Origin of the sequence: Peribacillus asahii (assembly GCF_004006295.1) — a bacterium.
Classification (GTDB): Bacteria; Bacillota; Bacilli; order Bacillales; family DSM-1321; genus Peribacillus; species Peribacillus asahii_A.
Window position 1 is genome coordinate 4,580,298 of sequence record NZ_CP026095.1, and the last position, 15,683, is coordinate 4,595,980.

Genomic DNA, 15,683 nt, shown 5'->3' on the forward strand with positions numbered 1-15,683 from the left:
AAAAATATTTTTCGACAGGATAAAAAGGCTTGCCTTCTACACGTGCAAGCCCCTTCTTCTATATCATTCGATTACTCCATGGAGATAAAGTCCGTAAAGTCACCAAAATGTTGATGAAGAAAATCTAATGCCATATTTGGAGCAAGTCCAAAAATCATCGTACCCACTACACAAACAAGAAGTACAATCATCAAGCTAACAGGGAACCGTACCGCTTCTTTTGTTGAAGCTGGGCGAAAAAAGATTTGAACGAGTAAACTAAAATAATACACATAGGAAAGAATCGTTGTCGCTAATAGAATGCTAGCTAGAATATAATCCGTTGTCGTGCTTCCTAACAGCGCCCCTAGAAAAATATGAAACTTTCCAATAAACCCTGCCGTTCCTGGAATGCCTGCTAATGAAAGAAGAAAAATGGTCATAGCGACCGCTGCTGCGGGAGACCGTTTCGCTAAGCCCGCAAAAATAAGCCTTTGTTCCGAACTATTTGCATCTGCTAACCATTGAAACACAGCAAAGGCTCCGATATTCATCAATAAATAGGCAAGAAAGTAAAACCAAACCGTATCTAATAAAAAGTAGCCGCCCCCTAATGTGGCCACTGCTACTAACAAGTAGCCTGCATGAGCGATACCTGAATAAGCCAGTAATCTCTTCACATTTTGCTGCCTTAACGCTAATACATTCCCAATAATCATCGTCGCCCCAGCTAAAACAGCAATAAACACGCGATTTTGCTCTAAAAACGTCACCGTTCCGAGCGTGTCACCCGATGCTGTAAGAAAGAGCGATAATAACAAGCGTAACAAAATGACAAAGCCTGCTATTTTAGAAATCACACTTAAAAATGCTGTTACTGGCGTAGGTGCGCCTTCATACACATCTGGTGCCCACATATGAAACGGTGCTGTTGCCAGCTTAAAGGACAACCCGACAAGAACCATAAAGAAAGCTAGACCGAGTAAATAGAGTACTTGGCTATCACTTACTCTCGCCATCGTTTCACTCATCTCTCCTAAATTCGTCGAACCGGTTAATCCATATAAATAACTCATGCCAAACAATGTAATCGCTGTTGAAATGCCGCCCATCACTATATATTTTAATGCCGCTTCATTAGACTTAAGGTTTTTCTTCTTCATCCCTGCCAATATATAAGAAGAAATAGACAGCAACTCTAACCCAACAACTAACGTAATTAAGTCACCGCTCGATGTCATCATCATAGCACCAAGTAAAGCAGCTAAAAATAAATAATAAAACTCTCCTTGATAGTCTCGTAAACCATCATTGGCTGAATGACTTGCCGCCAATACAATCACAAGACCTGCTCCTATTAATAAAAGAAGCTTACTGGCCTTTGCAAAAGAATCCAGACGAAATGTATCTGCTAAAATACTCGTTTCGGCTAACGGCAGCAAACTGATAAGTGATACGAAAGCAAGCGCAATGCCTATTAGCGCAAACCAAGCGAGCGGCCTCCGGTTGAATCGCCTCGGTGCAAATAAGTCAAATAAGGATAAAAGAATCGCTGTCCCAAGGATTATAAATTCTGGCATCATGGCGCCCCATTCATATGAGAGCACGTTTTTCATATCCATTTCATCATCCTCCGATCCTTAACAGCCATGTCGTAATATCCTCTTGCACTAGTTGACCAAGCCACATCGGATAAACCCCAATCGCTACAATAACCGTAAACAAAATGATAATGGGCACATACTCGATGCCCTGCACATCCCACCAAGTCACGGAGTATGTCTTTTTTCCGAACGTTATTTTTAAAACCGCTCTCAGCGTATAAGCTGCTGTTAAAATAAGCCCGATTACAGCGACGATGGCTAACAACATTTGTTCTTTAAAGAGCCCCAAAAAGGCCATAAATTCACTAATAAACCCTGACATCCCAGGTAAACCGAGCGCCGCTAACCCTGCCGTCAGAAGCACACCTGAGAAAATGGGCATATGTGCAGCCAAGCCTCCTAGTTCATTCAATTCCGTTGTTCCTGTCCGCTCATATAATAGCGCAATTAAGAAAAACAGAAGCGCGGCAATCGCACCGTGAGAGACGACTTGAAAAACAGCACCTTGAAGACCTGCGTCATTAAGCGTTCCAAACCCGAATAAAACAATGCCCATATGTGATACGGAGGAATACGCCCAAACAAGCTTTAAATCCGTTTGAACGAGCGCCAAAAACGCTCCATATAAAAAGCTGATAACCCCGACAATCATAAACAGCAGCGCGAGCTTTTCCACCTGTTCCGGAAAGATTCCAAGGCCAAAGCGAATCATGCCGTAAGCTCCAATTTTCAACAGTACGCCTGCATGGAGCATGACAACAGGCGGCGCCGCTTCACGATGTACACGAACCATCCAACTATGAAACGGAAAGACCGGCAATTTAATTGCAAAAGCGATAAATAGCAGGATACAAAGCACGTCCGTCAAGAAAGGAGAGATCGGTGCTAATAGCGCTACATCACCGACATTTAAAATATGCGTTAACGCATCAATATTCGTTGTTCCTACTCGAACAAATAACGTTGCAATCACAAATAACAATAAGACAGAGCCAATGCCGTTATAGACGAGAAAATGATAGGCCGCCTTCTCCTTATTTAGATACCCCCATCTTCCGATTAAGAAGAAAAGAGAAACAAATGTCACTTCAAAGAAGAGGAAGAATAAAAGTAAATTATCTGCCATAAACACACCTAACATCCCGACTTCGAGCAGCAAGAATAACAAAAAGTAGCCTTTCCATTCTGTTTTAATATAAAAGGAAGCCAGTGCTGCAAGCATCGACAAAACCGTTGTTAATAGGATAAACACCAGGCTAAATCCATCAAGGCTTAATTCAAAATCAACCGTATACAAGGTGTCATCATACATCGCTAAATTACCAAACTGAATCCAATTCCATTTAATCTGATAAGAAGATAGTGAAACATCCGTCAGCCATTGTTGATAAAGAAATAGTGAGATTAACAGCGGCATTAATGTACCAATCCACCCAAATTGCTTGAGTGTTTTTTCCTCTGTTTTTGGCATCAGCCAAATCATAATCATCCCGATGACTGGTGAGAATACTAATAAGGGAAGCAAATAGTCATTCATCGCAAGTACCCCCCTGCAACCAAATATACGACCACTAAGACGGCTAAGCTAAGAAAGGCAATTGCCCCATACTGCTGCACTTGTCCCGATTGCAGCTTTGTTGCCCTCTTCGCAAAAATACGAGTAATCCGGACCACAACCAACAGAAAACCGTCTATTACATATCGTTCTATATAAACAAAACCACGGCTAATGGCTTTGGTTGATACAATCATGGTTCGTTCATACAATTCATCGATATAATATTTATTGGCAACTATTCGATAGGCAATCGACTTACCTCCTGTAAGCAAGCTGCCTCTTCGGTGCAGCATATAAGCAATCCCTATACCGATTCCCGAAACAATGGTCGCGATAAGCATGAGCCAAAGCGAGGATTCATGATGACTGTTTTCATTTGTCAGCCAATCTCCAAGAAATGTGCCAAACCACGGTGTTTGAACATAGCCAATACCAATCGAAAGAACGGCGAGAATGGTCATTGGCAGCCACATGATCATAGGTGATTCCTTCACAGCATGAAGGGGTGTCCTCTCTTCCCCGCCAAAGATGGAAAAAAACAAACGAAACATATAAAAGGCTGTTAAAAGCGAAGTAAGCAATACCAGCGTAAATAAGAAATAATTCCCGTTCTCCCAAACAGAAAGAAGAATTTCCTCTTTACTAAAAAACCCTGATAATAGCGGTACTCCTGAAATGGCCAACGTCCCGATTAAGAATAAAGGTCCTGTCCATCGCAACTTCTTCCAAAGCCCGCCCATTTTCTCGATATTTTGTGTATGCACAGCATGAATGACACTTCCGGCTGCAAGAAAAAGGAGGGCTTTAAAAAAAGCATGTGTTACTAAATGAAAGACCGCCGCAACATACCCTGCCGTACCAAGTGCAAGAAACATAAACCCAAGCTGACTCATCGTTGAATAAGCAAGAACCCGCTTCACATCTGTTTGGAAAACCGCGATGCTTGCGGCAAACAAAGCGGTCAAACCACCTGTCACCGCTACGACTAAGAGGGCTATTTCACTGGCTTGAAATAAAGGATACATCGCAGCGACTAAATACACACCCGCTGCAACCATTGTTGCTGCATGAATAAGAGCAGATACAGGAGTGGGGCCTTCCATCGCATCTGGAAGCCAGGTGTGTAAAGGAAATTGTCCGGACTTACCGACCGCGCCGACAAAGATCATAATCGCAATAAACGTGAGCAATGATTGCGATATGTCTCCCGCTTTCACCGCTTGGAAAATAGCGCTATATTCAAAGCTGCGTGTTTGCCAGAATAAAAGAATCATCCCAATGAGGAGGCCCATATCCCCAATTCTTGTCATAATAAAGGCCTTTTTCGCCGCTTGTTTGGCTTCTTGTTTATGAAAATAAAAGCCGATTAACAAGAACGAGCCTAAACCAACAAGTTCCCAAAAAACATATAATTGAAGCAAATTAGGAGACATAACAAGAGCTAGCATCGCAAACGTGAAAAGCCCTAAGTAAGCATAAAAAGTGGAGATTCGTTTTTCTCCGTTCATATACCCTTTTGAATACATATGAACGAGAAAACTAATAAAAGAAACGAGTACAAGCATAAGAACATTCAATGGATTCAGTTCAAAACCAACTGTAATCTGTACATCTCCAACTGTTAGCCAATTGAATGTTTGTTTATAACTTGAATCGTGTAAACTCTTAGTAAAAACAACAGCTGCACATATAAAGGACACAAACGTAAGTAGACTGCCAACCTCTGCACTTCGCGAGCCCAAACGCTTGCCAAATAGAATCAATAGGAAAAATGAGGCAAGCGGAAAAAGCGGTATCAGCCAAGCATTGTCGACCATGACTATCCAACTCCTTTTTCAACAGGCTTGTTTGACACGGATACGATTAATGCTTCATCGTATTCATTTCGTCGATATGAACCGTTTTACGATTGCGATACAATGCCATTAAAATCGCTAGGCCCACCGCTGCCTCTGCTGCTGCAATGGTCATCGTAAATAAAGAAAAGACTTGCCCTGTAATGGATGGCGTCATTCCAAATTTACTAAAAGCAACGAGATTAATATTAACGGCATTTAACATCAGCTCAATCGAAATGAGCACAATGACCGTATTTCTCTTCGTTAAGGCACCGTATAACCCAATACAAAATAAAATAAGCGCTAAAACAAGATACGCAGACAACGGGACTGATGTCATCACTTATGCCCCCTCATCATCTTTTTTGGCTAATACAATCGCTCCTACTAAAGCAACGAGCAGCAACACCGACATCAGCTCAAATGGAATCATAAACTTTGAAAATAACGCAATCCCAATCTGCTCTGTATTTGCTTCATGTAACGTTGTCGGTTGAACAGGGATATCTAAGTTATAAATCCCGATATACACAGCAAAGGCAAAGCCGAGAATCCCAAGCAGCAAAAGAATTTTACGCCACCCGTTTCCCTTTTCTTCTTCCTGTTTTTGATTGTTTGTGAGCATAATTCCGAACAGCATCACAATCGTAATCGCTCCTGAATACAGTAAAATTTGAACAACGGCCACAAACTCAGCTGATAACAACAAGTAAATCCCCGCAATACTGACAAAAGTAAACACAAGCGCAAGAACCATATGCACAACTTTCGTTAACTGAATCAGTAAAATGCCCCCTAAAACAGCAACAAAAGCTAACCCTAGAAAAGCGAGCATTTCACCGGAAACACTCATACTTTATTCTCCTTTCGAACATGCTGGTCATTTTCGTCAAGCCATTGTAAGTCTTTAAATAGTTCATCCCGGCTATATTCCGCTAACTCAAATTTGTTCGTCATCACAATCGCTTCCGTTGGACAAACCTCTGTGCAAAGATCGCATAAAATGCAAATTTCAAAGTTAATATCATAGGTGGAAATCACTTTTCCCTTCTTCGTTGGATCTGGATTTTTCACACCTGTTAATTGAATACAATCCGTTGGACAAATGTTTACACACATATTACAGACGATGCATTTATCTGGATAAAACTTTTGAATGCCACGGAACCGATCTGGAAGCGGCAATGGTTCATCAGGATATGAATAGGTCACTTTTTTTCGCGATAAGTTTTTTAATGTATACGCTAATCCTTTTGCTAGTCCGAACATGAGCGGGACCTCCCTTCGCTTTTTTAAAATAATTCCTTCAAAAGAGCCGTTAAGAAAATATTCGCTAAAGCAATCGGTAATAAGACCTTCCAAGCAAATTCCATAAGCTGGTCTGCACGTAGACGAGGAAAAGAAACTCGAATCCAAATAAGGACATAAATAACAACGCTAAATTTTAGCGCAAATGAAACAGCGCCTGGGATAAAGTCTAAAAACGGAAGCGAATGCCACCCGCCTAAAAAGAGCAGCGTTGTTAAAGTCGCCATCGCAAACATATACACATATTCCGCTAGCATAAAAAATGCCCAGCGGAAACCGGAATATTCTACATGAAATCCTGCCACAAGCTCTGACTCTGCTTCTGGAAGATCGAATGGAACTCGATTTAATTCAGCAATCGCTGCGATAAAGAACACAATAAATCCGACTGGTTGTAAAAAGATAAACCAAATATCTTCCTGAGCCGCTACGATTTCTCTTAAATTCAAACTGCCTGCTAACAGCACCACACCTACAAGCGACATCACAAGAGGAATTTCATAAGAAATCATTTGAGCAGCCGCACGCATTCCGCCCATTAATGAATACTTATTGTTAGAAGCCCATCCTGCTGTTACAACCCCGATAGTCGTAATCCCTGAAATCGCTATATAATAAAGAAGACCTACACCGATATCTGCAAACTGAAATTGATTCGTAAACGGGAGCGTCGCAAGCACCATAAAAGCAGGAGCAAAGGCAAGGACAGGAGCTAATATATAAAGCGGCCGGTCAGCTTTCTTCGGAATCGTATCTTCCTTTAACAGCAGCTTTAGCACATCCGCTACTGTCTGCAAAAGCCCCCAGCTTCCTCCAACCTGGTTAGGTCCAATCCGCATCTGCATAAACCCCATAATCTTCCGCTCCGATAAAATCGCAAACGTGACAAACCCTAGTACAACAAACAAAAAGAGGACCGCTAAACCGAAAAAGATGCCAAAATTCGTCCAGCTTGGAGCTGATTGCAGCAACTCTTGCATCATTATCCATCGACCTCCCCCAGCACAATATCAATCGCGCCTAAAATAGCAATTAAATTCGCCATATTTTCGCCCTCCAACAACTTCGGGAGAATTTGCAAATTATAAAAGGAAGGGCGACGAAATTTAAGCCGATAGGGCTCCTTTTTCCCATCGCTCGCAATATAACAGCCAATTTCGCCACGGGGCGATTCAATTCTGATAGAGGCTTCTCCCTTTGGTGGTTTAATGATTTTCGGAACTTTAGCTAAAATAGGACCATCACCTGGAAATTGAGCAACCGCTTGCTCTAGGATTTTGAGTGATTCTTCTATTTCCTCCATGCGACACTCATAGCGCGACCACGCATCACCCGCTTCACGTGTAGGAACCTCAAAGGAAAAGCGATCATAAATCGAATACGGTTCATCTTTACGTAAGTCTCTTTTCACTCCTGTACACCGTAAGTTCGCACCGCTTAAAGAATAAGCAATTGCCTCTTCTCGCGTATACGTACCGACTCCTTTCACTCGATTTAGAAAAATTTCATTCCCAGTTACAAGTTGATGATACCCGTGAAGCTGCTCTCTCATATATGGAATAAACTCCGTGACTTTCTCGATCCACCCGTCCGGTGCATCCCATTTCACCCCGCCGACGCGCATATAGTTGAAGGTAAGCCTGGCACCGCATAGTTCATTTAATAGATTAATAATCATTTCTCGTTCACGAAACGCATATAAAAAAGGACTAGTTGCTCCTAAATCTAATAAATACGTGCCCCACCATACAAGATGACTAGCAATTCGCCCAAGCTCCATTGTGATGACCCGTAAGTATTCAGCACGATCTGGCACTGTAATACTCGCCATCGTTTCCACTGCATGACACAGTACATAATTGTTGGTCATTGCTGCTAAATAATCCATACGATCGGTATAAGGAATAATTTGCGTATATTGTAAATTCTCTGCGAGTTTTTCGGTACCACGATGAAGATAACCAATGACAGGTGTTGCTTCTTTAATGATTTCTCCTTCAATTTTAATCACAAGTCGAAACACACCGTGAGTACTAGGGTGCTGCGGACCTACATTCAGAAGCATTTCCTCTGTACGTAACATACACTACACCTCCTCATCATGCGGCTTATAATCTTTTCGAAGCGGGTATCCAATCCAGTCTTCACCAAGGAGAATTCGTTTCAAATTCGGATGCCCGCTAAATTGAATTCCGAGTAAATCGTACGTCTCACATTCTGGCCATTCAGCTCCTTTCCATAATGGAACTAACGATGAAATGATTGGATTGTCTCGATCAAGCTTTACCTTTAAAACAACAGACTGTCCATTCTGTAAAGAGCATAAATAAACATACACTTCCATATGTGCTTCAAAATCCGTTCCATGTAGTTCAGCTAGAAAGTCAAAGTGTAAGTGCTGCTTCAACACTTGTGCGATATCCATATAGGTGTGTGGTTTGGCTAAAATGGTTGGCACGTCTTTTGATAATCTATTAATATAGTATTCTTCAAATGAATCTGCACCTACCTGTCTTTCAATCACCTGTATATAGTGTTGAAGAAACGGCTCATTCGGTGATGGTTCAACACTTGCTTCTTCTTCTTTTGTCTCAGTTGAAGCGGCTTTTACTTTAGCCTTTGCAGCAGCGGCAGCCTTCGCTTTGGCGGCGGCAGCGGCTTTCTTCTTAGCCAGTTCTAAATCCTGCCCGCTTTCTGATGCTTGCCTTTCTTTCTCTTGCCTTCTTTTGATAGCTGCTGCTTTCGCTTTTTCTGCGGCTTCTTTTTTTAACCGGGTTAGTTCGTTCTCATCCATTTACATCACTCGCTTCCCCGTTTTGGCTTCATAGCGAATCTTTTCTTTTAGCTTATGGATACCATAAATGAGTGCTGCTGGATTCGGTGGGCAACCTGGAATGTACACATCCACCGGAACAATTTGATCGACGCCTTTGACGACGGAGTAGGAATATACATAAGGTCCGCCAGCTGTTGCACAGGAGCCCATCGCAATGACCCATTTCGGCTCAGGCATTTGATCATACAACCTTCTTAAAATGGGAGCCATTTTTTTCGTTACCGTCCCTGACACAATCATGACATCTGATTGACGAGGCGAGGTACGAAAGAAAGAACCGAAGCGATCCAGATCATAGTGCGATGAACCAACACCCATCATTTCAATAGCACAGCACGCTAACCCAAACGTCATCGGCCACAAGGAGTTGCTTCTTGCCCAGCCTTTAAGCTGTTCAAGCGTAGATAAAAAAACACTTTGGCGAAGCTCATGTAATTCAGCATCCGTAACACCTGGCACATTCATTTCCATGTCAACACCCTCTTCTTCCAAGCATAGAGTAGTCCAATGAGCAGCATCATCACAAAAATGAGCATCTCTACTAAAGCAAAGATTCCTAATTTTTCATAGGCAACGGCCCATGGATAAAGAAAAACTGTTTCTACATCAAAAATGACAAATAGTAAGCCAAATAAATAATAACGTACATGAAACTGAACCCAAGAATCATGAAATGGTTCGACTCCACTTTCATAAGTTGTATATTTTGCTTCAGTCGGTTTATGTGGTCGAAGCAGCTTACCAAGAAAAAGAGCGATTACGGGTAATAAAATCCCAAGGCAAAGGAAAACAAACACCATCACATAATTATTTTGATAAAGATACCATTGAGAATCCATGTTGGGCTCCTTTTTAAAAAAAGTATCGGCTTGTCTATTTTGCTATGGTTCATTATTATGCACAAGAAAGAGGGGATATGAGTAAAAGACTTGAGGAAATAGGGATGTAAGCGTATACATTCAATTAGAGAACTAAATGGACAGTATTCGACAGAAATTGATGAGATTCCTAACCTATAAAAGAACACATTTACATAATATAGAGGAAAAATAAAAAGCACCTAACCCTCTTATAAAAGAAAGCTAGGTACTTTGGTAGTTATTATTTCATTTCAGAAATCTGGATTCGATTAATTGCACGTTTTAAAGCTAATTCAGCTCTTTCAACATCAATCGCTCCTTGATTATCTGCTAATCTTTTTTCAGCCCGTGCTTTAGCAGCTTGTGCGCGGGCAACGTCGATAGTTTCAGCTCTTTCAGCAGATTGAGCTAAAATGGTTACGACATCTGGACGAACTTCTAAGAAGCCACCGTTAACGGCAACATACTCAGTGCCATTCTCCTTTTTTAGACGTACAGCTGCGATATCAAGAGGCGCGACCATCGGAACGTGGCCAGCCATGACTCCAAGCTCGCCGCTTTTTGCCTTTGTACTTACCATTTCAACTTCTGCATCATATACTGGGCCATCGGGAGTTACTACACTGACTTTAATTGTCTTCATTTCATTCCCTCCTTGGTCCCTTTAATTAAGCCATTTTTTTAGCTTGTTCAACAACTTCTTCGATTCTTCCTACTAAGCGGAAAGCATCTTCTGGAAGTTCATCATATCTACCTTCAAGGATTTCTTTGAATCCTTTAACTGTTTCTTTAACAGGTACATATGAACCTTTTTGTCCAGTGAACTGCTCAGCCACGTGGAAGTTTTGCGATAAGAAGAATTGAACTTTACGAGCACGAGCAACTGTTAGCTTGTCTTCCTCGCTTAATTCATCCATACCTAAGATCGCAATGATATCTTGAAGCTCTCTATATTTTTGTAGAGTAGATTGAACTTTACGAGCAACTTCATAGTGCTCAGCACCTACAACTTCAGGGCTAAGAGCGCGAGAAGAAGATGCTAATGGATCAACCGCAGGGTAGATACCCATCTCAGATAATTTACGTTCAAGGTTTGTTGTCGCATCCAAGTGAGCGAAAGTAGTCGCTGGTGCTGGATCCGTATAGTCATCGGCTGGTACATAGATTGCTTGGATCGATGTAACAGAACCAACATTAGTAGATGTAATACGTTCTTGTAATTGACCCATTTCAGTAGCAAGTGTTGGTTGGTAACCTACCGCAGAAGGCATACGACCTAAAAGGGCAGAAACCTCAGAACCTGCTTGTGTGAAACGGAAGATGTTATCGATGAAGAAAAGAACATCTTGTCCTTGTTCATCACGGAAATATTCAGCCATTGTTAAACCAGATAAAGCAACACGCATACGTGCACCAGGCGGCTCATTCATTTGACCGAATACCATCGCTGTTTTCTTAATAACGCCAGAATCGCTCATCTCGTGGAAAAGGTCATTTCCTTCACGAGTACGCTCACCAACACCGGCGAATACAGAGATACCGCCGTGCTCTTGTGCGATATTGTTGATTAATTCTTGGATTAGTACAGTTTTACCTACACCAGCACCACCGAATAGACCGATTTTACCACCTTTGATATATGGAGCAAGAAGGTCTACTACTTTAATACCTGTTTCAAGAATTTCAACTTGTGTTGTTAAGTTATCAAATGCTGGAGCTTGTCTGTGAATTGGATCACGACGAGCATCAGCAGGGATTGCTTCTGCAAGGTCAATTTCTTCTCCAAGTACGTTGAATACACGTCCTAGAGTCACTTCACCTACAGGTACAGAAATTGGAGCTCCTGTATCTACAACTTCTTGACCGCGAGTTAGACCGTCAGTAGAAGCCATTGCGACTGTACGCACAGTATTATCACCTAGTTGAAGGGCTACTTCAAGAGTTAAACCTTCGCCAGACGCTGTTTTTTCGATTCTTAAAGCGTTATAGATCTTAGGAAGTTGACCATCTTCAAATTTAACGTCAACAACTGGACCCATAATTTGGGTAACGCGTCCTAAATTCATCGTTTTCCCTCCTATCATTACTGTGACGACTATTCAAGATTATGGAACGAGCAGCAAATCGTCGGAAGCTACCCGTCCCTTCTAAAGGTTCTATTCTAAAGCAGCAGCTCCGCCAACAATTTCCGTAATTTCTTGCGTAATTGCTGCTTGACGAGCACGGTTATATTGCAAGTCTAATGCTGAGATTAACTCTTTCGCATTATCGGTTGCATTTTTCATAGCTGTCATACGTGCAGAGTGCTCACTTGCTTTACCATCTAACAATGCGCCATAAATTAAGCTTTCCGCGTATTGAGGCAGTAATACTTTAAGAATTGTTTCCTCATCCGGTTCAAACTCATAAGAAGTCAATTTGCCGTTAGAAGAGTTAATGTCAGATAACGGAAGAACTTTCTTCTCCGTTACATCTTGTTGGATTGGGCTGACATAATGGTTGTAATACATGTACAGCTCATCACACAGTTCATTTAAGTATAAATTCACTGTTGATTTCGTTAAAGAGTTGATATCAGCAAAACTCGGCTGATCCGGTACTCCCGTTACTTCAAGCTCTACATTGATACCACGGTTGACGAAGAAATCGCGACCCATTCTTCCAATTGCGATAATGACATACTCATTACTCGATGTATGACGTTCTTGAATGGTTTTATACACATGACGTAGCACACTGCTGTTGTATGCCCCTGCCAATCCACGGTCCGATGTAATAACAAGGTAACCAGTTTTCTTTACAGGACGGGATACTAACATTGGGTGCGACGAATTATTACTACCGCTTGCGATACTAGCTACTACTTCTTGAATTTTCTCCATGTATGGTACAAATGCTTTTGCATTTGCTTCAGCACGGTTCATTTTCGAAGCAGATACCATTTGCATCGCTTTCGTAATTTGACTTGTCTTTTTAGTCGAATTAATTCGAGTCTTTATATCGCGTAAAGAGGCCATTGATTCTCACCACCCTTTTCAATTATTTAAAGTTCATTATTCAGAGATTACGAATGATTTTTTGAATTCGTTAATCGCAGCTACGATATCAGCATCTTCAGGAAGACCTTTTGTCGTGCGAATATGATCTAATAATTCAGGATGATTTTTATCTAAGAATACATAGTACTCTTCTTCAAAGCGACGAATGTCTGCTACTGGAATATCATCTAAGTGACCTTTTGTTAAAGCGAAAAGAATCATAACTTGCTTCTCTACTTTAATTGGCTTGTTCAAGTCTTGTTTTAGAACCTCAACTGTACGAACACCGCGATCTAGTTTCGCTTTTGTCGCTTTATCAAGATCAGAACCGAACTGAGCAAATGCTTCCAACTCACGGAAAGCAGCCAAGTCAAGACGTAATGTACCAGCAACTTTTTTCATTGCTTTAATTTGAGCTGAACCACCAACACGTGATACAGAAAGACCAGCGTTAATCGCAGGACGTACACCTGAGAAGAACAAATCAGATTGTAAGAAGATTTGTCCATCTGTGATGGAGATTACGTTTGTTGGAATGTAAGCAGAGATATCGCCTGCTTGTGTTTCAACAAATGGAAGAGCTGTGATTGAACCAGCACCTAATGTATCGTTCAATTTCGCAGCACGCTCAAGTAGACGTGAGTGCAAGTAGAATACATCCCCTGGGAATGCTTCACGACCTGGAGGACGACGAAGTAGTAGGGAAAGTTCACGGTATGCAGATGCTTGTTTAGAAAGATCATCATATACGATTAAAACGTGTTTACCGTTGAACATGAATTCCTCAGCCATTGATACACCAGCATAAGGAGCTAAGTATAACATTGGAGATGGTTGTGATGCAGATGCAGATACAACGATTGTGTAATCTAATGCACCATTTTTACGTAAAGTTTCAACTGTTCCACGAACTGTTGATTCTTTTTGACCAATAGCAACATAGATACAGATCATATCTTGGTCTGCTTGGTTAAGGATTGTATCGATTGCGACAGATGTTTTACCTGTTTGACGGTCCCCGATGATTAACTCACGTTGTCCGCGTCCGATTGGTACAAGAGCATCGATCGCTTTAATTCCTGTTTGTAGTGGCTCATGAACAGATTTACGATCCATAACACCTGTTGCAAGGCTCTCGATTGGACGAGTTTTTGTTGTATTAATTGGGCCAAGACCATCTAATGGTTGTCCAAGTGGGTTTACAACACGACCAATTAATTCTTCTCCAACTGGTACTTCCATGATTTTACCTGTACGACGTACTTCGCTGCCCTCTTGAATGTCTCTGAATGGTCCAAGAATAACGATACCTACGTTATTTTCTTCAAGGTTTTGCGCTAGACCCATTGTACCATTTGAAAATTCAAGAAGCTCTCCCGCCATCGCATTATCTAAACCGTGAACACGTGCGATACCGTCACCAACAGAGATTACCGTACCAACATCGCTCACTTTAATTTCAGATTGATAATTTTCAATCTGTTTTTTAATCAGTGCACTGATTTCTTCAGCTTTGATGCTCATGAATTTCACCCCTATCTTGTGAATACTAACCTAATAGTTGTTTGCTTAAACGATCAAGCTTTCCGCTCACTGAACCGTCATAAATACGGTTGCCAATTTGCAGCTTGATTCCGCCTAACAGATTGCTATCTGTAATGTTCGTAATACGTAAAGTTTTCTTACCGATTTTCTTTGCGAATGAAGTTGAAACCGCTTCTGTTTCTGCTTCAGTTAGTGGGCGTACTGTATATACAGTTGCATCCGCTACTGATTTTTCTTCATTTGCTAATTCAACAAACTCATCTGCCATTGGCGCAATCATATCAGAACGATGACGCTCAACCATTAGCTTTAATGTGTTTTGAACATATGTTGACAGACTAGAAAAAGCACTAGAGATAATGTCTCTTTTTGCATCACTTGTTAATTTCGGATGCGTTAAAAAGCCTAATAAGTCCGTATCATTTGAGAATACTTCTTTAACGGTGCGAAGCTCTTCTTCAATTTGGTCAAGAAGATTTTGCTCTTTCGCAATTTGGAAAAGAGCTACAGCATAACGTTTGGCTACTGCTAAATCGCTCATCGCTCTTCTCCTACCTCTTGAATGTATTCATTAATTAATTTCTCTTGATCCGCTACTGAAAGTTCTTTTTCAATCACTTTCGACGCAATCATAACAGATAAGGATGCCACTTGCTCACGTAACGCTGCAACTGCTTTTTCCTTCTCTTGTACGATTTCACGTTTTGCTGATTCTTTCACACGCTCAGCTTCTGCACGAGCTTGATTGATAATATCTTCGCGTTGTGCCTCGCCTTGTTTCTTCGCGTTTTCGATTAGTTGAGTTGCTTCCGTGCGTGATTGTTTCACGATCTCACGTTGCTCTTCTAAATATTGAAGCGCTTCTTTTCTGCTTGCCTCTGCTGCTTCGATTTCACTAGCAACATGCTGTTCACGTTCTTTCATGATGCCCATTAAAGGACCCCACGCAAACTTTTTAAGCAAAGCTAACAAAACAATAAACACGACAAGCTGATAAATGATATCTCCACCATTAAAGTGCGCTGCTGCTGCACCAAGTACAAAATTGCTTGTTAACACGCTCGATTCACTCCCTTCATGAGATTCACTATTGAAGCTTTAAGTTTCTATTTCACAA

Annotated in this window: 17 protein-coding genes; all 17 read right to left on the reverse strand. The window is 41.4% G+C overall.

Features of this window, described 5'->3' with window-relative positions:
- Positions 1-71 precede the first annotated feature (71 nt).
- Entirely contained in the window at positions 72-1,601 is a 1,530-nt protein-coding gene (gene nuoN / locus BAOM_RS22510) for an NADH-quinone oxidoreductase subunit NuoN (protein ID WP_127762192.1), read from the reverse strand.
- Between the two features lie 4 nt (positions 1,602-1,605).
- Positions 1,606-3,120, reverse strand: a complete 1,515-nt coding sequence (locus tag BAOM_RS22515) for a complex I subunit 4 family protein (protein WP_127762193.1) — start codon at positions 3,118-3,120, stop codon at positions 1,606-1,608.
- Complete coding sequence (nuoL, locus tag BAOM_RS22520; protein ID WP_127762194.1) at positions 3,117-4,958, reverse strand: NADH-quinone oxidoreductase subunit L; 1,842 nt, start codon at positions 4,956-4,958, stop codon at positions 3,117-3,119. Before nuoL ends, BAOM_RS22515 begins: the two co-directional genes overlap by 4 nt.
- Positions 4,959-5,004: 46 nt before the next feature.
- Positions 5,005-5,319 carry an NADH-quinone oxidoreductase subunit NuoK gene (gene nuoK / locus BAOM_RS22525; RefSeq protein ID WP_127762195.1) on the reverse strand — a complete coding sequence of 105 codons (315 nt, stop codon included), beginning with the start codon at positions 5,317-5,319 and terminating at the stop codon, positions 5,005-5,007.
- Positions 5,320-5,322: 3 nt separating this feature from the next.
- A complete protein-coding gene (locus BAOM_RS22530) occupies positions 5,323-5,832 on the reverse strand; it encodes an NADH-quinone oxidoreductase subunit J (protein ID WP_127762196.1) in 510 nt (169 codons plus the stop codon).
- The gene (gene nuoI, locus BAOM_RS22535; RefSeq protein WP_119115774.1) at positions 5,829-6,248 is read right to left on the reverse strand and encodes an NADH-quinone oxidoreductase subunit NuoI; all 420 of its coding nucleotides are present in this window, start codon (positions 6,246-6,248) and stop codon (positions 5,829-5,831) included. Before nuoI ends, BAOM_RS22530 begins: the two co-directional genes overlap by 4 nt.
- Before the next feature lie 23 nt (positions 6,249-6,271).
- Positions 6,272-7,270, reverse strand: a complete 999-nt coding sequence (gene nuoH, locus BAOM_RS22540; protein ID WP_127762197.1) for an NADH-quinone oxidoreductase subunit NuoH — start codon at positions 7,268-7,270, stop codon at positions 6,272-6,274.
- Entirely contained in the window at positions 7,270-8,370 is a 1,101-nt protein-coding gene (locus BAOM_RS22545; RefSeq protein WP_127762198.1) for an NADH-quinone oxidoreductase subunit D, read from the reverse strand. Before BAOM_RS22545 ends, nuoH begins: the two co-directional genes overlap by 1 nt.
- A 3-nt stretch (positions 8,371-8,373) precedes the next feature.
- A complete protein-coding gene (locus BAOM_RS22550; protein WP_127762199.1) occupies positions 8,374-9,081 on the reverse strand; it encodes an NADH-quinone oxidoreductase subunit C in 708 nt (235 codons plus the stop codon).
- The gene (locus BAOM_RS22555; RefSeq protein WP_119115778.1) at positions 9,082-9,594 is read right to left on the reverse strand and encodes a NuoB/complex I 20 kDa subunit family protein; all 513 of its coding nucleotides are present in this window, start codon (positions 9,592-9,594) and stop codon (positions 9,082-9,084) included. It lies immediately after the preceding gene.
- The gene (locus tag BAOM_RS22560) at positions 9,585-9,962 is read right to left on the reverse strand and encodes an NADH-quinone oxidoreductase subunit A (protein WP_127762200.1); all 378 of its coding nucleotides are present in this window, start codon (positions 9,960-9,962) and stop codon (positions 9,585-9,587) included. The genes BAOM_RS22555 and BAOM_RS22560 overlap by 10 nt, the downstream gene beginning before the upstream one ends.
- Before the next feature lie 262 nt (positions 9,963-10,224).
- Positions 10,225-10,626 carry a F0F1 ATP synthase subunit epsilon gene (locus BAOM_RS22565; protein WP_119115780.1) on the reverse strand — a complete coding sequence of 134 codons (402 nt, stop codon included), beginning with the start codon at positions 10,624-10,626 and terminating at the stop codon, positions 10,225-10,227.
- 25 nt (positions 10,627-10,651) lie between these two features.
- Positions 10,652-12,049 (reverse strand): F0F1 ATP synthase subunit beta, encoded by a 1,398-nt coding sequence (atpD, locus tag BAOM_RS22570; RefSeq protein WP_127762201.1) that lies wholly within the window; start codon positions 12,047-12,049, stop codon positions 10,652-10,654.
- Positions 12,050-12,139: 90 nt separating this feature from the next.
- The gene (locus BAOM_RS22575; protein ID WP_127762202.1) at positions 12,140-13,000 is read right to left on the reverse strand and encodes a F0F1 ATP synthase subunit gamma; all 861 of its coding nucleotides are present in this window, start codon (positions 12,998-13,000) and stop codon (positions 12,140-12,142) included.
- Positions 13,001-13,036: 36 nt separating this feature from the next.
- Positions 13,037-14,545 (reverse strand): F0F1 ATP synthase subunit alpha, encoded by a 1,509-nt coding sequence (atpA, locus tag BAOM_RS22580; RefSeq protein ID WP_127762203.1) that lies wholly within the window; start codon positions 14,543-14,545, stop codon positions 13,037-13,039.
- A gap of 25 nt (positions 14,546-14,570) precedes the next feature.
- Entirely contained in the window at positions 14,571-15,107 is a 537-nt protein-coding gene (locus tag BAOM_RS22585; RefSeq protein ID WP_127762204.1) for a F0F1 ATP synthase subunit delta, read from the reverse strand.
- Positions 15,104-15,625, reverse strand: a complete 522-nt coding sequence (atpF, locus tag BAOM_RS22590; protein ID WP_127762205.1) for a F0F1 ATP synthase subunit B — start codon at positions 15,623-15,625, stop codon at positions 15,104-15,106. The genes BAOM_RS22585 and atpF overlap by 4 nt, the downstream gene beginning before the upstream one ends.
- Between the last annotated feature and the right edge of the window lie 58 nt (positions 15,626-15,683).